Source organism: Pseudomonas salicis (genome assembly GCF_057128705.1).
The window spans coordinates 608,103-630,839 of record NZ_JBSKHU010000001.1; the positions used below are offsets into that span (position 1 = coordinate 608,103).

Sequence of the window (22,737 nt, forward strand, 5' to 3'; positions counted from 1 at the left end):
TCTTCTAACCCTGCTTTGAGGCGTCCCATGCACTCATCCCTGTTTTCGCTCGCCCATGCCGCTGGCCTGGGCCTTGCGCTGTGCTCGACCCTGGCCAGTGCCCAACCGCCCGCCCAGCAGAAAACCCAGGTGCCGGGCTATTTCCGGCTGGCGGTGGGGGATTACGAAGTCACGGCGTTGTTCGACGGTTACAACGACCTGTCGCCAAAACTGCTCAAAGGCCTGTCCCCTGAGCGGATTCGCGCGCTGCTGGCTCGGCGTGCCATCGAAACACCGGGGGTGCAAACCGCCTTCAATGCCTTTCTGATCAACACGGGGAAGAACCTGATTCTGGTGGACACCGGGGCGGGCCAGTGCATCGGTGAAACCGCGGGCATGCTGACGCGCAACCTCAAGGCGGCGGGCTATGAACCGGAGCAGGTCGACACGATTTTTCTGACCCACCTGCACCTGGATCACGTCTGTGGCCTGGTCGACGGCAACAAACAGCCGATCTTCGCCAACGCCACGGTGTACGCCGCCAAGCCTGAGGCCGATTACTGGCTGGACCCGACGGCGCTGTCCCGCGTGCCGGAACAGGCCAGGGCATTCTTCAACATCGCGCAGGATTCCACCGCTCCCTACGTCGCTGCCGGTCGTTTCAAGACGTTCACCCCCGGCGAGTCGCCCATTGCGGAAGTGCACACCACCCTCGAAGCGGGGCACACCCCCGGCAGCACCACGTACCAGTTCACGTCTCGTGGCCAATCCATTGTCTTCATCGGTGACTTGGTGCATAACCTCGCCGTGCAGTTCGAACACCCGGAAGTCAGCATCAGTTTTGACGAGAACAGCCAGAACGCGATCGCCAGCCGCGACGCGGTGTTCAGCGAAGCCGCCAGCAAGAAGCGCTGGGTCGCCGCCGCGCATCTGCCGTTCCCCGGCACCGGGCACATCGAAGCCCTGGGCAAACGCTTCCAGTGGGTGCCGGTGGAATACGGCCCGTATCAGCGCGCTCCCCATGTGCCGCTGATCGACTAAGATGAGCGCAGTCGCCTGGGCACAGGGAGTGGGCGACTGCACTGGCACCCTTTACTGACACAGGACTGGCCCTTGAACACTCCCCGGATCATGCAACTGAGCGGTGATGCCTTCACCGCGGTGCGCATTCAGCAGGCGACCCCCGACCCTGAAAAGATCATCGACATCCCGTGTGTCGATGCCTTCTCGATCATCGTTCAGTTGCAGGATTTTGCCGCCCACCGCCTCTGGCGCGGGCGCCGGTTGAGCTACGCCGGTGGCCATCTCCGGGGCTCTGTCGCGTTGCCGTTCATGGGCGATGAACTGCGCTGTCAGCATCGTTCGTCTTACGACAATCTGCGCGTGACGCTGCCCCGGCAGGCGCTGGACGCGTTGCAGGCCGAGCAGGGCGCCCAAAAGATCGGCGTGTTCCGTTACGAGCAGGGCGGCGCCGAAGACCCCGTGCTGTATCACCTGGCCCACGCCATGCTCCCGGCGCTGCAACGTCCCGACATGGCCAATCGTTTGTTTCTCGATCATGTGCTGATGGCGATGAGCAGCCACGCCATCGCCCGCTATGGGCGTGTCGCCCCGGCGTCAGGCAAGCTTCACGCCTCCCTCACGCCTACCCAATTGGCGATCGCCAAGGAGCTGATCGCCAGCCACCTTGACGGCGATCTGTCGGTTGAGCGCATTGCCCAGGAATGCTCGCTGACGCGCAGCCATTTCTCCCGGGCATTCAAACAGGCCACTGGCGTCGCGCCCCACGCCTGGCTGTTGCAGATTCGGGTGGAGCGGGCGCGGGAATTGCTGCGCGCCCTGCCGCCCATGCCGTTGGTTCAGATTGCGCAGCACTGTGGCTTCGCCGATCAGCCGCATTTGACGCGGGTGTTCACCCGATTGACCGGGGAAACACCCAGTGCCTGGCGCAGTCGTCAGCGACAGGTGCTGTCAGTGCCGGTCACTGGCGAGCGACAGTGACCAACTAATCGTTATCTAACGATCATTAAGCTCACCGAAATTCAGCACGCGTTAGACGGATGGATTACAAGTTCCTACCCCTACGGATAATATCGGTTAATGTTTTTTACTGATTAGATGTTCACTGACTAAAAATGGATCGGCGACGTTGTTCGAGTGCGGGAGCCCAATGGCCTCGTACACGTTCGACGCATTCAGGGCGTGCGAATCCACTCTAAGGACTGCGTGAATAAGATGATAAGTCTCGGTCAGGCTACTGTGTCCCTGGACCTCAGGGACGTTTTCAAAGACGGCGTTGCCCTGCGCATTGGCACCCGCGCGTTCGATATTCTGGAAATGCTGATTCGCCGTCAGGGGCAACTGGTCAGCAAGGAACAGATACTTCAGCATGTGTGGCCCGACACCATCGTCGAGGAAAATAACTTGCAGGTGCACATTTCGGCACTGCGCAAGGCGCTGGGCGCTGACCGCGACCTGATTCGCACGATCCCCGGTCGTGGCTACCTGTTATTGGGCGGCGAGGGTGTCTGGCCTGACGCCATCTTGCAGGACCCGTTGCCCAAGGCGCGGGAAACAGCCTTGGGATGGGGACCATCAAGCGCCAGGCATCGACTGCCCGCGAGCGTCGATCTGGTGGGGCGTGAGGCGTTGCTGGACGAGGTGGAGGCCGTCTTGAGCGACGGCCACGCGTTGGTCACCCTGATCGGGCCGGGGGGCGTGGGCAAGACCAGTCTGGCGGTGGTGCTCGGCCAGCAGCGTATCGACCGCGAGGCAATGCCGGTGTGTTTCGTGCCGCTGGCCGAGTTGCAACGGGGCGATCGGCTGTGCGAAGTGCTGGCGGCCGCATTGGGCGTTGAGCCCGTCGAGGGTGAGCCGCTGGCGGCGAGCCTCTGCCAACACATCATTCGCCATCCGGGCCTGATTATCCTCGACAACTGTGAGCACCTCATCGACGAGGTCGCCGGGCTGGTCGAGGCCGTGTTACGGGGCGCGCCGTGTGCACGGCTGCTGGCCACCAGTCGTGAGCCCCTGCGGATTGCCGGCGAACGCAGCGTGCAAGTGCCGCCGCTGACGGCGCCCGCACCGGACGCCAGCCGCGAAAACGTGTTGCAAAGCACCTCCGCTCAGCTGTTTCTCCGGCATTGGCGGGCGCTGGACTGCCACATGGGCGGCAGCGGCGACACCGAACTGGACGATTACAGCGTCGAGCTGGTGGGTGAGGTCTGTCGGCGTCTGGACGGTATGCCATTGGCGCTGGAAATGGCGGCGGCACGGGCCACGGCACTGGGTCTTTATCAACTGGTCGCCAGTCTGGACGACAGCGTTCATCTGCTGACCGCGAGCCTGCGCACCGCGCCGCCACGGCAACAAACGCTGCATGCGTCGCTGGCCTGGAGCTATCGTCTGTTGAGCCGGGACGAACGTGCGGTGCTCAGGCTGCTCGCCGACCTGGACGGCCCGTTCACGCTGGAGCAGGCGTGCCATGCCTTGCAGTGCGCGACGCTCGCCCGGGCGTGCATCATGGACTGCATGGTGAGGCTGGCGACCAAGTCGTTATTGGTGGTGTCGGCCCAAGGACCGTTCCGTTTTTATTGCATGCTGGCGGCAACGCGGGCCTGCCTGCGCGTGGTTCAGACCCAGGAAATCGCCGGCGAAACCCTCAGGCTCGACCCGCGCTACCGTGTTCCCGTCGCTGCACAGGGCGATATCCAACCGCTCAGGGCTGTTCCGTTGGGTCCCGACGGGTATCATCCTCAGGCACACAGAGCACTGGCGTTGAGCCGCTGAAGACGGAAGAGTTTATGAACGCGACACCCCGGGTCTATGTGGTCGATGACGACGCGGCCATCCGTACCGCGCTGCAGCGCTTGTTGAATTCGGAGGACATCGCGTGCAGCGCCTTCGACAGCGCCGCCGCCTTTTTGGCGCACCCGCTCGATGAAGCCCCGACCTGCCTGTTGCTCGACGTCAATCTCGCCCACGGCACGGGTTTCGATTTGCAGGATGAATTGCAGGTGCGCGGCCTGCATTTTCCGATCATCTTCATGACCGGCTACGGCACCATCGCCATGTCGGTCAAGGCCATCAAAGCCGGGGCCCATGAGTTCCTGACCAAGCCATTCGAACCGGAGCACCTCCTGGACCTGGTGCGCGAAGCGCTGGCCGCCGACGCGCTCAACCTGTCGGAACGCCGCCTGACGTTTCACGTGCGCGACCGTTTCAATCACCTGACGCCCCGTGAACGACAAGTCATGGGTTTATTGATCACCGGCAAAATGAATAAACAGATCGCCGTCGAATTGGGCACCAGCGAAGTGACCGCCAAAGTTCACAAAAAACATGTCATGGCAAAAATGAACGCACGCAATGTCATCGAACTTTTGAAGATGCACGAGCGGCTCGGTGTCATGACGCAATGAATAACCGCACATTTATACATCTTCAGTAGTTTGAAGTTTATATGTCGTGTGACCTGCCAATCGCGTCAACTTTCCGCCCGACAAAGTTGTGCTTATGATTCGCAGGACCGATGACTTCCACGTTGTTGTTTACGCCTGTCGAACTCAGGCACGGTCCGCGGGGCACGATCCGGCCCCTGACGTTGAATCTCAACAAGGGCTTTCATGAGCAGCGTTTTTGATGCGCCATCAGGCAGGGCTCCCCACGACGCGCTCTTCGGGCCGGAGTGGTGGGGGCAGCTCGTCTGGGAATGGCTGCTCGCCGACGGCGAACTGAGTCATTTCCGGGTCAGGCTCACCGACGGCGGAGGTCAGCAGTGGCGCGTGATCAGTGCGGCCGCCAGCGCAAGTGACAATGCCACGCGGCGGCTGGAACATGAGTTTTCCCTCGCGGCCCGGTTGTCGCCCCGGTGGGCGCTGCAACCGCTGGCGCTGTTGTCCGACGCATTGCCCAGCGGCCATGGCCTGCTGCTGGTGTCGAGCGATCCGGGCGGGCAGCCGCTGCACGAACTGGCCGATCAACCCTTAACGATCGAACGCTTTCTACACTTGGCCATCGGTGCCTCGTCGGCCTTGGTGCACCTTCACGCAGAAGGGCTGCTGCACCGTGACATCAAGCCGTGCAATCTGGTGGAAGGGACCGATGGCAGTGTGCGGCTGAGCGGATTTGGACTGAGCGTCGAGGCCCACCCTTCGGGCGCTCTGCCAGTGTCGGATTCAATTTGCGGCACGCTGGCGTACATGTCCCCGGAGCAATCGCGCAGGGTCGAGCGTCACGCCGATCAGCGCAGCGACCTTTACTCCCTCGGCATGACGTTTTACGAGTGGTTGGCCGGCCACTTGCCGTTCGAGGCCCGCGACGCCGTCGAATGGGTGTACTGCCATGTGGCGCGACAGCCACCGGCGCTCAGCCTGTATCGCGGTGACATTCCTCCCGCGCTGTCGGAGCTGGTGCTCAAGTTGCTGGCCAAGAACCCGGACGACCGTTACCAAAGCGCGGCTGATCTGCTGGCGGACCTGCGTTCGTGCAACTGCCAGTGGCAACGGCTTCAGGACATTCCCGCATTGGGCCACGACCTGGCGCCGGCGCGCAGTGAAGCGTACCGGCACGCGCTGATCACGCAGGCGCGGCAGCGGGAGGCGATTCTGGCATCTCGCGTCAGTGTCACCATTGCCGGAGGACAGGACACGCTCGACCTCGCGTCGGTGATGAAAGCGGCGCAGGCATTGAGTGACGAGACCGAGCAGGATCGCCTGATCGAAATCCTCATGCGCACCACCATTCTGCATGCCGGTGCACAGCGGGCGCTGCTGATGCTGGTCAAGAACGAGGCGCCGCTGATCCACGCGATTGGCCGTGACGACGATGGCGGCCTGCAGATCGAATTGGTGAACCTGACCCCCAGCAAGGCGCACTTGCCCCTGTCGATCCTCTACCGGGTGATGCGTACCCAACAGCGTCTGGTGATCGAGGATGTCTCCGCCGACGGCTACTTCCGCGACGATGAATACCTCGACGAGCATCGTGTGCGGTCCGCGTTGTGCCTGCCGTTGCTCAAGCAGCGCCAGGTGATCGGTGTGCTGTACCTGGAAAACAATCTGGCGCCGGGGGTGTTCACGGCCAACAGAGCCGGGGTGTTGGAGCTCTTGGCCGGGCAGGCGGCCATCTCGCTGGAGACCGCTCGACTGCATCAGGAGCTGATGGCGGAAAACGCTCGCCGACACGACATTGAAACCGCGCTGCGCAACGCCAGGGCCAAACTGGCGAGGGTGTCGCAAGTCACGGTCATGGGTGAGCTGGCGGCGTCGATTGCCCACGAAATCAACCAACCGCTGGCGTCGATGGTGTCCAATGCCGCAGCAAGCCTGCGCTGGTTGAACCGGGAGACCCCGCGGGTCGATGAGGCGCTGTCCGGGCTGCGGGACATCGTGCAGGACGGTCGGCGTGCCGGAGAAATCGTCAATGCCCTGCAGTCTCTCGCGCGACAAGGTGCGCAGCAGCGACGGCGGCTGTTGATCAACGACGTGATCCGTCACGTCGTGGCGCTGACCGTGGTCGAGGTGGAGCAACACAAAGTCCTGATGACCAGCCACCTGACCCGCTCACCGTTGCAGGTCTACGGCTGCGAAGTGCAATTGCAGCAGGTGGTGCTGAACTTGATCCTCAACGCGCTGGACGCCCTGAGCGCGGGCGACCAGGTGCTCAGACGCCTGTCGATCACCAGCGAAGCGGTGCACGATGATTATCTGGTGGTGAGCGTGGAAGACACCGGCCCGGGCATCGCCCCTGAGGACATGGACAAGGTGTTCAACGCGTTCTACACCACCAAGGACAAAGGCATGGGCATGGGATTGGCGATCTGCCGCTCCATCGTCAACGCCCACGGCGGCCAGCTGTACGTCATGCCTGCGCGCTACGGCGGCGCCACGTTCGTCTTCACCCTCCCAGCGGTTTAAGTCGCGAGCGGCGAGCGCTGAACCTGAGACCTCCGCGCACAGCTTGAAGCTTGCCGCTCGAAACTCGTCGCTTAATAGGGCCAGGTCGACGCCAGCAACCGTTCGCAGAACCCGCCCGCATTCAGATGGTGGTCATGAAACTCCAGCACGTCGGCGTTGATCGTGCCGTAGGTGCTTTGCCGTCGGTGCAGTTGTCCCTCGGCCAGCGTATGCAGGAATTTGATCTTGAATCCGGCTTCGCGGGGGAATGCGTTGAGTACGCAGGCGAGGACACCGGGGCAGAGCGCCTGGCAATGGGTGCCAAGCAAGTCGGTGTCGACGGCCGCCGCCAGCAGCGCTGTCAACGCCGGTTTGTGCGAGGGAATGCCGGGGGTGGTGTGCAGGGCGATGGCGTCCCAGACGAGGGCGATGTCATCGCGGGAGCGGCCATAACCTCGCAGGAACTGGGCCGCTGCGTCGGCGCTGTCCACTTCGAAGCGCTGCTGGGAATGGCGATACAGCGTCGTCACGCCGATGCGCAGAAACAATGCGCCGATGTACAGCAGGTCAGGCTCATACCGCAATTCACGGCCTTGCCCGATCAGGCTGGCGAACACAAAGGTGCGTCGGGCGGCTTCGAACATCAGTCCGGACTGGGTCGCCCGCATCAACTCGGTCGCCGCACGGGCCATCGCGCTGTCGGGGATCGAGATTCCAGCAACATATCGGGTGGTCACGTGCGTCCCTCGCAACGAACCGGGCCTTGGCATGTTCAGACCTTAAACCGCTCGGGCGACAGCGTCTTTGTGCGGCGCCTTAAACGTCCTGAAAGGGTCTGGGTCGGGCTACCTGGCAGGCGCGGATTATTAACCATTCAGAACATTTAATACCCGGAGAAGGACTTTAAGGCCTCTGCGCACCAGACTCCAGAGACCGCCCCCTGCGACCTGGAGAGCCCGGAATGAATGCAATCAACTCGACTTTGTACAACGCGTTGCTGGCGTCTTTGCGTGCCTTGCCCGACGGCGAGCAACAACTGCTGGAACAGGTGGTGCGTGAGCTGTCGAATCGCGTGGCCTCGGAAGCGGAACGCCCTGAGACCGAGACCCCGGCCGAGCGCGTGGCGCTGTCTCCATGGCAGGAGCGGCGGGCCAAGGAGCTGATGGCCAGCCAGATGGACAAGGGCCTGTCGATTGCCCGTATCGCCAGCGAATGCTCGTTGTCGCGCAGCCATTTCTCACGGGCGTTCAAGAAAAACACCGGCCTGTCCCCCCGCGACTGGTTCCTGCAAATGCGACTGGACCGCGCCCGTGGGCTGTTGAGCGAATCGGCGTTGACCATTTCCCAGATCAGCCTTGATTGCGGGTTCGCCGATCAGTCGCACTTCACCCGCGTGTTCACCCGAGTGGTGGGCATTACGCCGTTCAACTGGCGACGGTCCAAGGCGCACGTGTTGGCGTGTGCGGGGTGATCACTGCAGCGCTACAAGACATTCAATGGGTATTGAACCACCACGTACCACCGATCAATGTCATCGCCGCCTTGCGCGTCGTTGCCGCGATGGGACACATGCGACAGGTTGAACAGCAGGTCTTTCGCCGGGCCTGACTGGACGACGTATTTGACGTCGATGTCGCGCTCCCAATGCCGTCCGCCCTTGCCCTGGACCGGCTGGAAACGTCCCGTCTCTTCGTCGAACGGCTGGTACACCGCGCCTTGAGGGGCGTGGGTGCCGTCGATCTGGCTGCCGCGCACGTAGCGGGTCATGAATTTCAGGCCTGGCACGCCGAGCACGCTGGCGTCGAGGTCGTAGCGCAGTTGCCAGGACTGCTCGTGGGCGCCGTTGAAGTCGGCGTATTTGATCGAGTTGGCGAGGTAAATCGAATCGCCCCCCACAAAGTCGAACGGCGTGTCGCCATCGATTTTTTGATAGGCGAGGGTGAGCGCCTGACCGCCCAGGCTGTATTTCGTCGACAGGCTCCAGGCGGTGTTATCGATGGCCCCGGCCCGGGCGCTGCCTTGATCCAGCGTGCGATAGACGTTGGCATCCGTCAGCAATGAGCTGTTGTCGGATGGCACGGCAAGGTAGTGCAGGTTGCCGTAATACTGCCGCCAGGTGTCAGTGAGTTGCGAGCCATAGACCGACCCGCCAAACGGTCCGTCGCCCGTGCTTTCCACGCCCGCCAGGGAGAACGCGCGACCCCGGGTGCTGGCGCCATAGCCATCGAAATCGCCGTGGGCGGTGGAGGCGTTTTCGTTCTTGAACGCGTTGAAGTGTCCAGCGACCAGTTTCAATCCGTCGACATCCCGGCTGTCGAGAAACAGGCCGGTGGCGTATTCCGGTTGCAGGCGTTTGTCCCCGGTGTCGAGGACCGGCGTCTCGACCTCCATCTCGCCGATCTTCAGCGTGGTGTTCGAGAGCCGCAGCTTCAGTGCACCGCCGGCGCTGGCGTAATCGTCTTCGGCACGGCCGTCGCTGTCCAGCGGCAGCAACCCGGTCCCGGCGTGACCTCGGCCGCTGTCGAGCTTCAGGCCATAGAAACCGTGGGCATCGACACCAACGCCCAACATGCCTTGGGTAAACCCGGATTGCAGGTTGGCGATAAAACCCTGGGCCCATTCCTGTCGATAACTCTGATCGGGATGCGCGGTGCGATAGTCGGTCTGCAGGAAGAAATTGCGCGCCAGAATGTTCAGTGAAGTGCCCGCGAGGAAGCCCTGATCATCGGGGGCAGTGGCGGCCATCAAGGTCGGGGAAGTGGTGAGTAGCGCCAGGGACAGCAGGGACAATCGGCTTGCCATGAAACGGCCTTCTGAAGAGTGAACACGCAAGCCGTCAATGTGGCAGGCACGGACGCGCGGGGATTGATGCCCTGTGCGCGTTTTAGTCCGGGAGTGCTGCGTGATAAATGAAGGCGTCAACGTCACGAAGAGCACATTCATGCAAGCCGTACGGCAACCGACTGTGTATATCTGCCCGAGCCGTTTACAGTGCCTCGCGTGTTGTGCATTGTTGACGGGCTCGAACCGTGCGCCGCCCAGCGCGGGCCTTTCCCTCATGCTTACACCGGAACCGATCCATGAATCGCAACGACCTGCGCCGCGTCGACATGAACCTGTTAGTGATCTTCGAAGCGTTGATGTTCGAACGTAACCTGACGCGCGTCGCTGAGAAGCTGTTCATGGGCCAGCCCGCGATCAGTGCCGCGCTGGCCCGTTTGCGCGATTTGTTCGACGACCCGTTGCTGCTGCGCAACGGCCGGGCGATGGAGCCGACGGCCCGTGCGCTGGACATTCTCAAGGAGCTGCAACCGGCGCTCGACACCATTTCTGGGGCCGTGAGCCGCGCCAAGGAGTTCGAACCGGCGACCAGTTGCGACGTGTTCCGGATCGGGCTCTCCGACGATGCCGAGTTTGGATTGTTTCCGCCGCTGCTGACGCGCCTGCGGGAAGAGGCCCCGGGGATCATCGTCGTGGTGCGCCGGGCCAATTACCTGCTGATGCCGTCGCTGCTGGCGTCCGGGGAAATTTCGGTGGGCATCAGTTACACCACCGAACTGCCGGCCAACGCCAAGCGCAAGAAACTGCGCGACATCGGCTGCAAAGTGCTGCGGGGCGACAAGCGTCCCGGCACGTTGACTTTGGACGACTACTGCGAGCGGCCGCACACCATGGTGTCGTTCTCGGGGGATCTGAGCGGCAACATCGACCTGGACCTGGCCAAGGTCGGGCGGGCGAGAAGGGTGGTGGTGGCGGTGCCTCAGTTCAGTGGTTTGCGCGCCTTGCTGGCCGGGACCGAGCTGATCGCGACCGTCCCGGATTACGCGGCCTGCGCGCTGGTGGAAGGCTGCGCCCTGCGGGCCGAAGACCCACCGTTTCCCATCGAGCCGGCCGAGTTGTCGATGGTCTGGAGCGGCGTCCACGACAACGACCCTGCCGAACGCTGGTTGCGGGGGCGGATCACCGAGTTCATGTCACAGGAAACGCGGCCGATGCCGTGAGGCGTGGTATTGAATGGCGCAGTTCAAGCTTTTGATGCTGGCCGAAGGATCACTCCTCCTCAATCCGAATCACCTCGTCCGTCACTTCCTCCAGCTGCCGCACGACCTGATAAATGTGCGCCACGGCCAGCAGGGTCGGGCGGGGGATGTGTTTGCCGGGTTTGACCTTGTACAGCGTGCGCGCCAGCCAGATGCTTTGCACCACCGGAATCCCGGCTTTCTTCGCTCGGGCGATGAGGGCCAGGGCGTCGTCGTCTTCGCCTTTGCAATGAATCAGCGGTAACGGCGTTTTTCCCGGCCGGTAATACAACGCGACGGCGTAGTGGGTCGGGTTGACCACGAGCATGTCGGCATCTTCCACGGGTTTCGGTGGCGCGGTCGGGGCCTGATTCAGCAGTTCGTGGGCCAGTTGCCGACGATGGCCTTTGACGTGGGGATCGCCCTCGGACTGTTTGTATTCCTTCTTGATGTCCTCATGGCTCATGCGCAGCTTTTTCGCGTGGAAATACTTCTGCAACGCGAAGTCCATGACGCCGATCACCACCAGCAGCCCCAAAGTGGCGCGGAGGATGTGGCGGAACAGCTGCAACAGCGAATGCCAGTAGGTCGTCAGGTCAGTGTTGGACAGCAAAATCAACGCCCCCAGCGACGGCTTGACCACCGCATACAACGTCGCGGCAATCGCCACCGCCTTGAGAATGCTGAGCAGCAGCGTCGTCAGGCTCTGGGCCGAGAACATCTGTTTGGCGTGGGCAAACGGGTTGAGCTTGTTGAGGTCAATCTTCAAGGCCTTGGGCGCGAACAGAAAGCCGATCTGCATCCAGCTCCCCACCAGCCGCATCAGCACCGCGATGCCGACGCTGCTGAGGATGAATCCGACCAGCACCGAGGCCCCTTCGCTGGCCACCTGTTCGAGGGTGTGCAGGTAGGGTTTTCCGATCCCCTGAAACGACAGCGACAGCAAATGCAGCAGCCGCGCCACGCTTTCATCGGCCAACCCCAACGTGACCTCGCTGACCACCAGCAGCACCAGCAGTTTGCTCAGGTCCTGACTTTGCCCGACCTGGCCTTTCTCCCGGGCGTCGCGCAGCTGTTTGGGCGTGGCTTTTTCGGTTTTTTCGCTCATCGACTGCCCCTGTTTATCGGCTGCGCGCTCACGGCACCGGCACCAATTGCGTCAGCAAATGCTTGAGATCGGCCAGTTGCAGAATCTGGCCGTTGCCCAGTTCCAACAGGGTCGGCAGGTAGATCAGCAGAAACGCGATGCCCGCCATGCTCTTCGCTGGCATCGCCAGAATCGACACGTTCAGCTGCTGCGCGTACAGGCCGATGATCGCCAGCGCCGCTTCGATCAGCAGCAACAGGCCAATGAACGGCGCGGCGTAGAGCATCATGTGTTGCAGCGTCTGGTTGAGCTGTTCGAGAAACACGTCCAGGCCTTCGACCGTCATGCCCGGCAGCCACGCGGTGGGCGGCCAGACCTGGTAGCTGTCCCAGATCACCTGGGTGATCAGCGACAGGCCGCCCGACAGGATCACCAGCATGATCAGGGTTTCCTGAAACAACTCGCCCAAGGGGGTTGCATCAGGCCCGAGGGCCGGGTTCAGCTGCCCGCCACTCAAAGCGCCGCGCTGGCTGTCGAGCAAGGCACCCACCGAGGCGAACATCCAGAAGGGCGCGTACAGCAGCAGGCCGAGCAAGGTGCCCAGCCCCGCTTCCTTGAGCAGCAGCGCGCCGATGGAAAACCAGTCGTTTTCAAAGGAAGACAGCGCGCGGCTGATGGCGGGCGCCGGGACCATCGACACCACGAGCACCACGGCATAGCGCAGCGGGCCCTTGAGGTATTTGAAGCAGAACGCCGGGACCAGAATCATGCACGGCAACAGGCGCGCCGCTGCCAGGCCCATGCCCAGCATCAATTCAAACAGCCCCTGTGCGTCGAAGGGCATCTAGTGCATGCCCCCGGAACGGGCGATCAGGTCGAATGACATATTGATGAACTGAATCAGTTCGACACCGATCCAGCGCCCGGTCATGGCCAGGGTCAGGCCGACCGCCGCCAGTTTGATGCCGAAGGGCAGGGTCTGGTCCTGAATCTGCATCAAAGCCTGAACCAGTGACGTCATCACCCCCACCAGTACAGCCACGCCCAGCGGCGGCGCGGTGAGGATCACCACCAGAAACATGCCCTGCTTGAACAACGCCAACGCTTCCATGGGCCGCCTCACATGTACGAATAAAAGAGACTGTCGAGCAGGCGTGTCCAGCCTTGCACCAGCACGAACAGCAACAGTTTCAGCGGCAGGGAAATGGTCATCGGCGAGACCATCTGCATGCCCAGCGCGAGCAGCAGGTTGGAAACGATCAGGTCGATGACGATGAACGGGATGTAGATCAGAAAGCCGATCTGAAACCCGGCCTGCAATTCCGACAGCACGAACGCCGGGACGGCCAGCAGCAGGTCGCTCTTGGTCGCCTGATCAGCCATTTCCTTGGGCCACATGCGTTGGGTGTTGTCCAGCAGGTGGGCGCTGACGTCGGGGTCGGTATTACGGGTCATGAACCGTTGCAGCGGCTCGATCACCGTGCTGGCGCTGGCCTGGAGTTTGTCGGTGCTGCCCATTTCCAGCGGGTGTTCGTGAATCCGCTGCTGAATCTCGTGGGCCACCGGGGCCATGACGAACATGGTCGCCGCCAAGGCGATGCCGTACATGGCCATGTTCGGTGGCACCTGCTGCACGCCGATGGCGTTGCGGGTGATCAGCAAGGTCATGGCAATTTTCAGAAAGGCCGTGCAGACGATCAGCAGAAACGGAATCAGCGACAGGGCGCCGAGAAACAGCGCCAGCATGACCGGGTTCATCCCGTCCATGATCATGCGGGCGACGCCATGCGGGTGATGTGCAGGCCGAGGCGGCCGTCGACGTCCACCAGTTCGCCTTCGGCCACCACGCGGTCGCCGTGGCACAACGTCGCGTAGCCGGGGGCGATGCCGCTGACTTCCAGCACCGTGCCCGCCGCGATCCGGCGCAGGTCGCCGAGTGTCAGGTCGAGGTGGCCGCAGCGCAGGGTCAAGGCCATGGGCAGGTGATCGAGCGGGTCAAGTGTGTGTTGCGGCTGGGACTCGGCAGTCGGGGTGTCGAGGGTGTCTTCGAACGGGGCGTCGGCGGGGTGTGCCCAATCCGTTTCAGCGGGGTCTTCGTGGAGGGGTTGCCCGTGGTCTTCGTAGCCGTCGTCAGCCACGGGGGAAACGTCCTGATCCTCGTCGGTCAGGGTGTCCAGCTCTTCGTCGTAGAGCGCTTCATTGGCCATGTTCCAGGGTTTCCTCGTGGCTGAGCCGTACATACAGCTGGCGTTCGTCGCTGTCGGTGTGCACTGCCCATTGCCGTCCGCCGAGGTTCAGGCGGCCTTGGCCGTCGCTGTCGAAATGGCTCAGCGTGGGCAGCAGCACGTCACCGGGTTGCAGTGACGCGAGCTGCGCCAGGCTCAGTGACAGCTCGCCCAATTCCAGCGGCTGTCGGACCGGCCATTGCTCGTCCAGCGCTTGCCGATGTCGGTGCCAGTCAGCGCCTTGCAGCACGCGGAGCAGGACGTCGGCAGTGGCGCGGATCACCCCGTGCAGGCATTGATCGCCCAATTGCAGCTGAATCCGACAGGTCACGGCGGCGGTTGGCAGTGCAGTGTCAGTGCTGAGTGGCACAAGGGGCGAAAGCAGTTCCGCGATGACCGGACTGAATCGCTGATTGAGCACCTGCCAGTACCACGGCTGAGGTTCGCCGGAGAGGGTGACGGGCAGCTCGCCGAGCAGGCTGAGCAGGGCGTCGGCGTCGCTCAGGCCCAGGATGCCAAGGGCGCTGTCGAACCAGGTCAGTGAGTGAGGCTCGGTGATTTCGGCGGTCATCGGGCGCAGGGTCAGTTCGCCCGGCAGGCCTTGCGCGCTGAAGGCCAGCGTGGCCCCGGCGCCCAGTTGGCGACTGAAGTGCGCGGCGTGAGGATCGATCTGGCGGAAAGTCAGGGCGTTCATGCAGGCAGTTCCTCGTGAAAAGACAGGTCGACGTCATGACCCAGTGCGTCGGCCAGTGCAGTTTCACAGGCCCGTTGGTGGCGCTGGACGCGCTTGAGCACGCCTTTTCGGGCAAAGCCCAGTTCGACGTTCCATTGGTTGTCGCGTTTGTTGGCGTTGACCTGGACCTTGCCCAGCGTCGGCATCAGCAGGGTCACGCTGAACGGGCCGTCGGGTTGGGCGGGCAGGCGCTCGGCGAGTGCGTGGATCAATTGGGTCGGCACGCCTTCGCTCGGAGGCAACAGGCTGAAACCGCTGCCACCGAAGCCTGAATGATCGGGCTCTTCGCTCACGGGCGGGACCAGCAGTTGCGAGAAAAACAGGCCGTCGGCGTTTAGCGCGTCGTTGGGGGTGGACTGAGGCCATGCCGTGGTGGGGCGACTGACATCGGATCGGCGGGCGCCACTCAGCGTGAGGCGGTCGGCCAGCGTGGACAGTTCAGGCGACGCCGGACGCTGCGCAGGGTGTGCAGCTGGGCGAGGGGGCGATTTGATCGGTGGGTTCATCGGGCTCAACCTTATCGTTGAAAATCAGCTCTGTTCGTTGACGGCTTCGGCGAGGCAGGCCAGTTTCTCCACGGCCCGTTGGGCGGCCTTCGCGGCGGTCATGGCCTCGGTGATCCGTTGGCGCTGGTCGTCGATGCCCAGCTTTTGCCGCTCCACGTCCTGACGGATATAGGCCAGGCGGTCGAGCATGCGGTGTTCCTTTTCGTGCCAGCGGTCGAGGTCATTCAAGGGCATGGTCTTGTTCAGGTTGACCTCGCTCAACACCTGACGCCGCTCCCGCTGATTGACCCGCTCCTGGCTCAACACCTCGCGCGTTTCCTGCAATTGCACCTGCATCGCCTCCAACGCCTGCTGCGCCAGACGCTGCGCCCGCTCGGCACTCGCCTGACGGTGCTGACGCAACGGCGTCAGCACACCGATCACCTGTTCCATCGCCAGGCGTTGCGGATCGGTTTCGAGTTCTTCTTCCATCAAACACCTCCAGCTGTCAGCCCCGAGCCGACAGGTTCAAACGCGATCCCCTGTAGGAGCGAATTCATTCTGGGCGGCATCCCGACGAGAGGCCGGTACAGCTCATATATCTCCGTCGCCTGACGCATTTTCGCGAATGAATTCGCTCCCACAGGTTTCGTGCGTTGCAGCCAGGCCCGGGCCGACGGGTTGAAACGCGATTCTCTGTAGGAGCGAATTCATTCGCGAAGCGGTCTTTCAGGCGATGAAGCTCTGTCGTCTGTGCCTGCCGATTCGCTCCCACAGGTGTCGTGTGCAGTCAGTTGCAACGGCACGTTCACCTCAGTCGGGCAACTGCGACGTCAGCTGCATCAACGCTTCAAGCGTCTCCTGCAACGGCACCGGCTCGCGCAAATCCTGGCGCAGGAAGGCGTTGATCGGTTCGTTAAGCTGCACCGCGCAATCGGTCACGGGGTCGCCGCCAGGCTGGTATTCGCCGAGGCGCAGGAGCATTTCCACCTGTTTGTACGCCGCCATGAGCCGCCGCAGCCGGTTGTTCGCCTGCTGGTGTTCGCGGCCAGTCACGTTGCTGAGAATCCGGCTGATGCTGGCTTGCACGTCAATCGCGGGGTAGTGGCCGCGTTCGGCGAGTTTGCGCGACAGCACGATGTGACCGTCCAACAGCGACCGCACTTCGTCGGCCACAGGATCGTTCATCGAATCCTGCTCGATCAGCACGGTGTACAGCGCGGTGATGGACCCCTTTTCGCTCATCCCGGCCCGTTCCACCAGACGCGGCAACAGTGTGTACACCGACGGCGGCAAGCCACCCCGGCCCAACGGTTCGCCCGCCGCGATGCCGATTTCCCGTTGGGCCCGGGCGAAACGCGTCAGAGAGTCCAACAGCAACAGCACCTTCATGCCGCGCTCGCGGTAGGCCTCGGCGATGGCGGTCGCGGTGAACGCCGCACGGGCCCGCTCCATGCTGGAACGGTCGGACGTGGCGCAGACCAGCACCGAGCGGCTGCGCAACGTGGCGTCCAGTTCGTGATCCAGAAATTCGCGCAATTCCCGACCCCGTTCACCGATAAGGCCGAAGACGATCACGTCGCAGTCCATGTTCCTCGCCAGTTCGGCCATCAGCGTGGTCTTGCCGCACCCGGCCCCGGCGAACAGCCCGACGCGCTGTCCTTCGCCCAGCAGAATCGCGCTGTCGATGGCCCGCACGCCGGTGGGCAACGCGTTGGTGATCCGTGGGCGCTGGGTGGGCGGCAGGGCGTCGGCGATCACCGGAAGCGTCACCCGACGATCACCGGGACCGGCAAACGCCCCCAGAGAATCCTCCAGCAACGGCCGGCCGAACCCGTCCAAAACGCTGCCGAGCAGGCTGTCATCGACGCCGATACGGTGGGCCATGCCGAGCGGGCGAATGTGCGCGCCGACCTGAATCCCGTCCGGCGTGCCCAAAGCGCTGAGCAACGTGCAGTCGCGGGTGAAACCGACGATTTCCGCCAGCATGGTGCTGCCGTCGGCCTTGCTGACTTCGCACAGGTCCCCGACCTTCGCCGCCGGAATCTGGCACTCCAGCAAAATCCCGCTCACCGCACTCACGCGGCCGCTGACCTGCACGGCGGAAAACCCGTTCAGACGCCGGGCGTGGCCGGTTTTCCAGTGATCGAGGGCGGCGTTCACCAGTTCACCTCGTAATGCCGTTCGCCGTCGAACTGAATGCGATTGTCGTCGATGCGGGTCAGGCGCAACCCGGCCAGTTCATCGCCGACGTACAGCCGATGCCCGTCCGCCGTGACCAGATGCGCGTGCGGCCCGGACATGATCTGCACGATGGTGAACGGCAGGCCTTTGCTGGACGTGGTGACGTTGTCGATCACGCCGACGGGGGCGTCATAACGGTCCTTGAAGCGTTGCAGCATGCGCTGATACACCACCTGCGACTCGGCTTTCAGGTTGCCGCTCAACACCAGACCTTCGGGCGTCTGCTGCACATCGACGCCACTGAGCAGGCGGTCGCTGAGCATGGTGGTGAGCTGGCGCCGGGTGTCGTCGACATTGGCCAGGTGAATACGTTTTGAAGCAGGTTCCGCGACGGGTTTCAAGGCGGGTTTCGTGGTTGCTGCGGAAGGCTTCGACGGTTGGACCATGGCGACGGCGGCCACCGTGTCCGGACTGCCGCTGCTGCGCGTCAGGCTCCAGGCGCTGCCAGCAACGCCCAACAACACGCCGACGATGACCCCGGTGGTGCGGTTCAACAGCCTTGAGCGCGACTCGACTTTTTCCAGCGGGGGTGCGCTGCTACGGGCGTCTGGTGCAGGGTCGGGCGGCTCGGTCACGGGCGTTTCCTGCGCGGCTTCGACCCTGGGTTGCGGGATGACAACCGGCACCGATGGCCACGCATCCTCGGCCGCCGACACGCACAGCCACACCGAACCCAGCACGAACGCGGTGTTGGGAATCAGCTCGGCGGTCGCGTGGCGATGGCCTTCCTGATCGCCGATCTGGCCCTCGGCCGCGTTCAGCACGAACCCTTCGCCCTGGCGCTGCAAGCGGCAATGCACCTGTTCGACACCCGGATCGTGCAGCGCCAGGTCCTGCTCCTCATCCGAGCCGATCACCCATTGCTCACCCACCAGCGGCAGGGCAGCGCCTTGATGCAGGCCGGTCAACACCCGTAATTCAAACATGCGACGCTCTCCAGCCACTCACGCGGCGTACTCGTTGTCCAGCGCTTCCAGGTCTTCTTCGAGGTCGAAGCGGCCCAGCACCTTGACCTGCGCAGCGTTGTTGATTTCGGCGAACGACAGCACCGGCACGTGATAGAACTCTTCCTGCAACAGCGTTCGCAGCGGGCTGCGCAGGTCCTGAGCCACGAGCAGCACCGCGCGTTCGGCGGTGCGAACCGGAAAGGCGATGTGCAGCTGCTGCACCAGCAACTGGCTGGTCTCGTTGTCCAGCGCGAAAAAGGTTTCGGTCTGGGTCTGACGCAGGCCGTCGCGCAAGATGCCTTCGCTTTCCGGGGTCAGGACCCACACCAACAGGCCTTCGGCGCCGCAGTATTGGTGGTAGATCTGCGACTTCAGGGCGATGCGCACGTAGTCGGCCAGCACCGTCACTTCCCGTTCGTGCTGGCCGTGTTCGATGAGGGTTTCGGCAATCACCCGGATGGCCCGCAACGGCACGCACTCCGACGCCAGACGTTGCAACACCGCCGAGAACCGCGCCAGCGGCAGCACCCGTTGCATTTCCTGAGCGAGTTCCGGCTGTTCGCTTTCCAGCCAGCCGAGAATCGCCTTGGTTTCCTGCAAGCCGATGAATTGCGGACCGCAGGACTGCAAGGCGCGCTCCATGCGCTCGATGATCAGGGTCATGGCGTCCACCCGCTCGACGTCATGGTTTTGCAGTTGCGGGTCGTCATAAGGCAGCCACAGCCATTGGCCTTCCTGCCGTTCGACGCTGCCGTAGACCCCGGCGTCCGGCGATTCTTCGACCATCCGCGCATCCACCGCCACGTGGCTTTGGGTGAACGTCGCCTTGAGCAGCGGCACCTCGTAGACCGAAAAACGGAATTCATCCGCAGGCAGGTGTTCGGCCTGTTCGATGATGAAGGAGGGCAGGGTCAGGCCGTATTGCACCACCAGCCGGTTGCGGCGCTGGCGGATCTCGCTGACCAGCGCCTCGACCTGCGCCGGGTTCTGGCTAGGGTGGAATTGCAGGACGAATTGACGACTCGGCGAAAAGGTCCGCAAGTCTTCACGGCCGTTCATCTCCGGCGCCACGGCCACCGCCTGCACCTGTTCCGCCTGGGGTTTGGCGCGGTGCAGTTGCAGCAGGCCGCCCGTGCCACAGACGATCGAAATGACGATGAACACCGCCGTCGGCATGCCCGGCAGCGCGGCGAACCCGAGCATGGCCACGGCGGCGATGATCCAGGCCTTGGGCTGGCTGGTGATCTGCTCGGCGATCTGCCGACCGATATTGGCCTCGGCGCGGTCCTCGTCCGGCACGCGGGTGATGATCATGCCGCAGGTCACGGAAATCAGCAGCGCCGGAATCTGCGCGATGAGGCCGTCGCCGATGGTCAGCACGGTGTAGACCTGCAAGGCATCGCCCGCTGTCATGTTGTGCTGCACCACGCCGATGGCGATGCCGCCGATCATGTTAATCGCGACGATGATCAGGCTGGCGATGGCGTCGCCGTTGACGAACTTCATCGCCCCGTCCATGGCGCCGAACAACTGGCTTTCCTTGCCCAGCTCAGAGCGACGACGGCGGGCTTCATGAACGCTGATCAGGTTGGCGCGCAAATCGCTGTCGATGGACATCTGCTTGCCGGGCATGGCGTCCAGCGTGAACCGCGCGCCGACTTCCGCCACCCGCTCGGAACCTTTGGTGATCACCAGAAAATTGACCACGGTGAGGATCAGGAAGATCACCATGCCCACCGCCAGGTTGCCGCCGACCACGAACTGGCCGAAGGCTTCGACGATGTGCCCGGCGTCCTGGTTGAGCAGAATCAGCCGGGTGGTGGAAATCGACAGCGCCAGACGGAACATCGTCGTCAGCAACAGCACGGCGGGGAAGGTCGAGAACGCCAGCGGCCGGGGCAGGTGCATCGCGAGCATGATCAGCAGGCAGGAAATACAGATGTTGATGGCGATCAGCACGTCCACCAGCCCCGTGGGCAGCGGCGTGATCATCATGAAGACGATGGCGATCACCACGAAGGCGCCGACGATTTCCGAGCGGCGCATGGCCGCCAGGGCGAGTTGGTTGAGCAGGTTGATGACACGATCCATCAGGCAAGGCCCCCTTGCTGCGGGTTCTGTTCCAGCCGAGTCAGCTCGGCCATGAGGATGAGCAGGTTGCCCAAGGCGTTCTGGCGGCTTTTCATGTCGCGCCACAGGAGAATCGGCAATTGCTGCAGCATCGGCCGCAGACCGTTGAGGAACGCGAGCTGATGCTTGAGCTGTTTGCCGCCAATGTGCTGGGTTAGTTGCAGGGTTTCATTGAGGCTCATGCCTTTGGCGGACAGTGCGAGCAGGTGTTTGAGGAACGCGGCGGAATCCACCTGGACGCCGGGGTTTTTGTTGCGCATCCGCCCCAGCAGGTGTTCGCAGCTTTGCAGCAGGGTCGCGACGTGGCGCGCGGTGTTGAGGCCGTGCATCAGCGTGCGCAATTGCTGGGGCGATGTGGAAGGGGTGAGGGCGGAGAGGTCATCGGCGAGGGCGCTGCGCATGTCCCGCAGGTTGAGTTCGAACTCGCCGGCTTGCTCCTGTTCGTTGAGCAGGGCATCGATCAGGCCGGTGATATTGGGCTGACCGGACACGGCCACGCCGTACAGGTTGCGCAGGGCGCCGCGACGTTTGTTGTCGATGCCCGAGCGGGCGAAGGCCTTGGCGGTGTTGATTCCCGCGCGCGTCCGCTGGCCGTATTGGCGGCGCAGCAGTTTCAATTGTTGGGTCAGGACCACGTGTTCGCCGGTGGCGCCGTCCGCTTGCGCCTGCTTTCTCGCGGCCTGAAGCACCACGTGCGCCTTCGCGGGATCGCCTTCGGAAAAATCGAGAATCTGCTCAAGGCTGACGGCCCGCTCCTTTTGCAACTGTTTGCGCATCTTGCGGGCCGCGTCGTCGAGCCCGGAATCCTGAGTGCCCATCAACAGTTGATACAACTCCCCCAGCTTCGCCGCCCGAGACTGCAAGGCATTGCCGCTCGCCACCAGTTCGCGCTGACCCAGGCTGCGGCTCTGTTGCACCAGCGCCGACGCGAAACGGGCCACCTGTTGCGGCGAGGTGCCGCCCAGGTTCGGCAGGTTGGTGCGCGGGGGCGTCGTGACCGTCGCCGCGTTCTTCGCGAGGGCGGGCTCAGGGGTGTGCAACGCTTGAGGAGCAGCGGGAGCGGAGATCTTCATAGGACGATTCTGAGCGTGGTCATGGGCTCTGAGTGGGACGTCCGGGGATTACGGTTCCATCGATTCCGCACAATCGGCATCTGTGCCAAAAACCGTTAGGGATTCAGTGCCTTCGCGCAAGTTTTTGCACGAATGGTTTTTGGATCGAATTTATTCCCGTTAAAAATCAGACAGATAGCGTATTTTTGAGGCTGGCACGGCTATCGCTATAGGGCTAACACACTTCAAACAAGGAAGCGCCCTGATGTTCCCAAGCCTCGCACTGCTCGACATCGAACCTAAAAACCGCCACCAGCCGATCTCCGGCATCCGCCAATTGACGAGCGATCAGATCAAGATGATTCGTGCATTCATTCAAAAGCGCGTGATGAACCCGGATGACGTTGACGACATCTTGCAATGCACCTTTCTGGAGGCGCTGCGCAGCGAACACAAGTTCCAGAATGCGAGCAAACCGCAGACGTGGTTGTGCGGGATCGCGCTGAACCTGATCCGCAATCACTTTCGCAAAATGTATCGTCAGCCCTATCAGGAGAGCTGGGAGGACCAGACCCACACCGAACTCGACAGCCAGGGGGACATCGGGCATCAGGTGGACGGCCACCGCCAACTGGTTCGCGTGGTCAAGGCCATCGGGACCTTGCCGTCGAACATGCAGCGGGTGATCGAGGTGTCACTGGAAATGGACGGCAACTATCAGGAAACCGCGAGTTCGCTGGGGGTGCCGATTGGCACGGTGCGTTCGCGCCTGTCCCGTGCCAGGGAGCAGTTGAAGCGTCAGATGGACCCGTTCAGTTGAGGCCGGTCTTCTTCAGCCAGGCTCAGCGTTGGCCGAGCGCAGCCGAAACGGCAAGACCGTTTCAGATGTGCTCGGAAACGGTGGCAGCGTTGACCAGGTCGTACAGGGCGAATGCGCGGT

22 protein-coding genes are annotated in these 22,737 nt (G+C 62.9%); 8 read left to right on the forward strand and 14 right to left on the reverse strand.

Annotated elements, in window-relative coordinates; translation table 11 throughout:
• The first annotated feature begins 27 nt into the window (after positions 1-27).
• From ACWKWE_RS02835 to ACWKWE_RS02855, 5 genes are all read left to right on the forward strand, one after another.
• Positions 28-1,020, forward strand: a complete 993-nt coding sequence (locus tag ACWKWE_RS02835) for an MBL fold metallo-hydrolase (RefSeq protein WP_483849547.1) — start codon at positions 28-30, stop codon at positions 1,018-1,020.
• Positions 1,021-1,092: 72 nt separating this feature from the next.
• Entirely contained in the window at positions 1,093-1,980 is an 888-nt protein-coding gene (locus tag ACWKWE_RS02840) for a helix-turn-helix domain-containing protein (RefSeq protein WP_483849548.1), read from the forward strand.
• 234 nt (positions 1,981-2,214) lie between these two features.
• A complete protein-coding gene (locus ACWKWE_RS02845) occupies positions 2,215-3,768 on the forward strand; it encodes an ATP-binding protein (RefSeq protein ID WP_483849973.1) in 1,554 nt (517 codons plus the stop codon).
• 14 nt (positions 3,769-3,782) lie between these two features.
• The gene (locus ACWKWE_RS02850) at positions 3,783-4,400 is read left to right on the forward strand and encodes a response regulator transcription factor (RefSeq protein WP_166594315.1); all 618 of its coding nucleotides are present in this window, start codon (positions 3,783-3,785) and stop codon (positions 4,398-4,400) included.
• Between the two features lie 204 nt (positions 4,401-4,604).
• Positions 4,605-6,896: an ATP-binding protein gene (locus ACWKWE_RS02855; protein WP_483849549.1), complete on the forward strand. Its 2,292-nt coding sequence runs from the start codon at positions 4,605-4,607 to the stop codon at positions 6,894-6,896.
• A 71-nt stretch (positions 6,897-6,967) separates the two neighbouring features.
• Here the strand turns inward: ACWKWE_RS02855 and ACWKWE_RS02860 are convergent, their stop codons facing one another.
• Positions 6,968-7,612: a phosphohydrolase gene (locus ACWKWE_RS02860; RefSeq protein WP_483849550.1), complete on the reverse strand. Its 645-nt coding sequence runs from the start codon at positions 7,610-7,612 to the stop codon at positions 6,968-6,970.
• Between the two features lie 224 nt (positions 7,613-7,836).
• Between ACWKWE_RS02860 and ACWKWE_RS02865 the strand changes: the two genes are divergently transcribed.
• Positions 7,837-8,346, forward strand: a complete 510-nt coding sequence (locus ACWKWE_RS02865; protein WP_166594318.1) for a helix-turn-helix domain-containing protein — start codon at positions 7,837-7,839, stop codon at positions 8,344-8,346.
• A gap of 11 nt (positions 8,347-8,357) precedes the next feature.
• On the opposite strand, the gene ACWKWE_RS02870 is transcribed toward ACWKWE_RS02865, so the two are convergent.
• On the reverse strand, positions 8,358-9,677 hold the full coding sequence (locus ACWKWE_RS02870) for an OprD family porin (RefSeq protein ID WP_483849551.1): 1,320 nt from the start codon (positions 9,675-9,677) through the stop codon (positions 8,358-8,360).
• A gap of 278 nt (positions 9,678-9,955) precedes the next feature.
• Between ACWKWE_RS02870 and ACWKWE_RS02875 the strand changes: the two genes are divergently transcribed.
• Positions 9,956-10,876 (forward strand): LysR family transcriptional regulator, encoded by a 921-nt coding sequence (locus tag ACWKWE_RS02875; protein WP_166594320.1) that lies wholly within the window; start codon positions 9,956-9,958, stop codon positions 10,874-10,876.
• Positions 10,877-10,925: 49 nt separating this feature from the next.
• Here the strand turns inward: ACWKWE_RS02875 and sctU are convergent, their stop codons facing one another.
• The 12 genes from sctU to sctW form a co-directional block, all read right to left on the reverse strand.
• Complete coding sequence (gene sctU, locus ACWKWE_RS02880) at positions 10,926-12,002, reverse strand: type III secretion system export apparatus subunit SctU (RefSeq protein ID WP_483849552.1); 1,077 nt, start codon at positions 12,000-12,002, stop codon at positions 10,926-10,928.
• Positions 12,003-12,030: 28 nt separating this feature from the next.
• Complete coding sequence (gene sctT / locus ACWKWE_RS02885) at positions 12,031-12,825, reverse strand: type III secretion system export apparatus subunit SctT (RefSeq protein WP_483849553.1); 795 nt, start codon at positions 12,823-12,825, stop codon at positions 12,031-12,033.
• Positions 12,826-13,092, reverse strand: a complete 267-nt coding sequence (sctS, locus tag ACWKWE_RS02890; RefSeq protein WP_166594323.1) for a type III secretion system export apparatus subunit SctS — start codon at positions 13,090-13,092, stop codon at positions 12,826-12,828.
• Positions 13,093-13,100: 8 nt separating this feature from the next.
• Positions 13,101-13,754: a type III secretion system export apparatus subunit SctR gene (sctR, locus tag ACWKWE_RS02895; protein ID WP_341957639.1), complete on the reverse strand. Its 654-nt coding sequence runs from the start codon at positions 13,752-13,754 to the stop codon at positions 13,101-13,103.
• Positions 13,751-14,188: a FliM/FliN family flagellar motor switch protein gene (locus tag ACWKWE_RS02900; RefSeq protein WP_483849554.1), complete on the reverse strand. Its 438-nt coding sequence runs from the start codon at positions 14,186-14,188 to the stop codon at positions 13,751-13,753. Before ACWKWE_RS02900 ends, sctR begins: the two co-directional genes overlap by 4 nt.
• Positions 14,178-14,900, reverse strand: coding sequence for a type III secretion system protein (locus ACWKWE_RS02905; protein WP_483849555.1), 723 nt, complete (start codon positions 14,898-14,900; stop codon positions 14,178-14,180). Before ACWKWE_RS02905 ends, ACWKWE_RS02900 begins: the two co-directional genes overlap by 11 nt.
• Entirely contained in the window at positions 14,897-15,445 is a 549-nt protein-coding gene (locus ACWKWE_RS02910; RefSeq protein WP_483849556.1) for a type III secretion system HrpP C-terminal domain-containing protein, read from the reverse strand. The genes ACWKWE_RS02905 and ACWKWE_RS02910 overlap by 4 nt, the downstream gene beginning before the upstream one ends.
• Before the next feature lie 24 nt (positions 15,446-15,469).
• Positions 15,470-15,916: a YscO family type III secretion system apparatus protein gene (locus tag ACWKWE_RS02915; protein WP_166594328.1), complete on the reverse strand. Its 447-nt coding sequence runs from the start codon at positions 15,914-15,916 to the stop codon at positions 15,470-15,472.
• 321 nt (positions 15,917-16,237) lie between these two features.
• Positions 16,238-17,587 carry a FliI/YscN family ATPase gene (locus tag ACWKWE_RS02920; RefSeq protein WP_483849557.1) on the reverse strand — a complete coding sequence of 450 codons (1,350 nt, stop codon included), beginning with the start codon at positions 17,585-17,587 and terminating at the stop codon, positions 16,238-16,240.
• Positions 17,584-18,594 carry a type III secretion system inner membrane ring subunit SctD gene (gene sctD, locus ACWKWE_RS02925; protein WP_483849558.1) on the reverse strand — a complete coding sequence of 337 codons (1,011 nt, stop codon included), beginning with the start codon at positions 18,592-18,594 and terminating at the stop codon, positions 17,584-17,586. Before sctD ends, ACWKWE_RS02920 begins: the two co-directional genes overlap by 4 nt.
• A gap of 18 nt (positions 18,595-18,612) precedes the next feature.
• Positions 18,613-20,706, reverse strand: a complete 2,094-nt coding sequence (gene sctV, locus ACWKWE_RS02930; RefSeq protein WP_166594331.1) for a type III secretion system export apparatus subunit SctV — start codon at positions 20,704-20,706, stop codon at positions 18,613-18,615.
• Positions 20,706-21,818, reverse strand: coding sequence for a type III secretion system gatekeeper subunit SctW (sctW, locus tag ACWKWE_RS02935; protein WP_483849559.1), 1,113 nt, complete (start codon positions 21,816-21,818; stop codon positions 20,706-20,708). Before sctW ends, sctV begins: the two co-directional genes overlap by 1 nt.
• A gap of 244 nt (positions 21,819-22,062) precedes the next feature.
• Here sctW and ACWKWE_RS02940 point away from each other — a divergent pair, with 244 nt between their 5' ends.
• Positions 22,063-22,617 (forward strand): RNA polymerase sigma factor, encoded by a 555-nt coding sequence (locus ACWKWE_RS02940; RefSeq protein WP_166594333.1) that lies wholly within the window; start codon positions 22,063-22,065, stop codon positions 22,615-22,617.
• Positions 22,618-22,737: the final 120 nt, after the last annotated feature.

Bases quoted from the DNA above. Each gene is read 5' to 3' on its own strand.
- ACWKWE_RS02835 (WP_483849547.1), top strand. From the start codon at position 28: ATGCACTCATCCCTGTTTTCGCTCGCCCATGCCGCTGGCCTGGGCCTT.
- ACWKWE_RS02845 (WP_483849973.1), top strand. From the start codon at position 2,215: ATGATAAGTCTCGGTCAGGCTACTGTGTCCCTGGACCTCAGGGACGTT.
- ACWKWE_RS02850 (WP_166594315.1), top strand. From the start codon at position 3,783: ATGAACGCGACACCCCGGGTCTATGTGGTCGATGACGACGCGGCCATC.
- ACWKWE_RS02855 (WP_483849549.1), top strand. From the start codon at position 4,605: ATGAGCAGCGTTTTTGATGCGCCATCAGGCAGGGCTCCCCACGACGCG.
- ACWKWE_RS02865 (WP_166594318.1), top strand. From the start codon at position 7,837: ATGAATGCAATCAACTCGACTTTGTACAACGCGTTGCTGGCGTCTTTG.
- ACWKWE_RS02870 (WP_483849551.1), bottom strand. From the start codon at position 9,677: ATGGCAAGCCGATTGTCCCTGCTGTCCCTGGCGCTACTCACCACTTCC.
- ACWKWE_RS02875 (WP_166594320.1), top strand. From the start codon at position 9,956: ATGAATCGCAACGACCTGCGCCGCGTCGACATGAACCTGTTAGTGATC.
- sctU (WP_483849552.1), bottom strand. From the start codon at position 12,002: ATGAGCGAAAAAACCGAAAAAGCCACGCCCAAACAGCTGCGCGACGCC.
- sctT (WP_483849553.1), bottom strand. From the start codon at position 12,825: ATGCCCTTCGACGCACAGGGGCTGTTTGAATTGATGCTGGGCATGGGC.
- sctS (WP_166594323.1), bottom strand. From the start codon at position 13,092: ATGGAAGCGTTGGCGTTGTTCAAGCAGGGCATGTTTCTGGTGGTGATC.
- sctR (WP_341957639.1), bottom strand. From the start codon at position 13,754: ATGATCATGGACGGGATGAACCCGGTCATGCTGGCGCTGTTTCTCGGC.
- ACWKWE_RS02900 (WP_483849554.1), bottom strand. From the start codon at position 14,188: ATGGCCAATGAAGCGCTCTACGACGAAGAGCTGGACACCCTGACCGAC.
- ACWKWE_RS02905 (WP_483849555.1), bottom strand. From the start codon at position 14,900: ATGAACGCCCTGACTTTCCGCCAGATCGATCCTCACGCCGCGCACTTC.
- ACWKWE_RS02910 (WP_483849556.1), bottom strand. From the start codon at position 15,445: ATGAACCCACCGATCAAATCGCCCCCTCGCCCAGCTGCACACCCTGCG.
- ACWKWE_RS02915 (WP_166594328.1), bottom strand. From the start codon at position 15,916: ATGGAAGAAGAACTCGAAACCGATCCGCAACGCCTGGCGATGGAACAG.
- sctD (WP_483849558.1), bottom strand. From the start codon at position 18,594: ATGTTTGAATTACGGGTGTTGACCGGCCTGCATCAAGGCGCTGCCCTG.
- sctV (WP_166594331.1), bottom strand. From the start codon at position 20,706: ATGGATCGTGTCATCAACCTGCTCAACCAACTCGCCCTGGCGGCCATG.
- sctW (WP_483849559.1), bottom strand. From the start codon at position 21,818: ATGAAGATCTCCGCTCCCGCTGCTCCTCAAGCGTTGCACACCCCTGAG.
- ACWKWE_RS02940 (WP_166594333.1), top strand. From the start codon at position 22,063: ATGTTCCCAAGCCTCGCACTGCTCGACATCGAACCTAAAAACCGCCAC.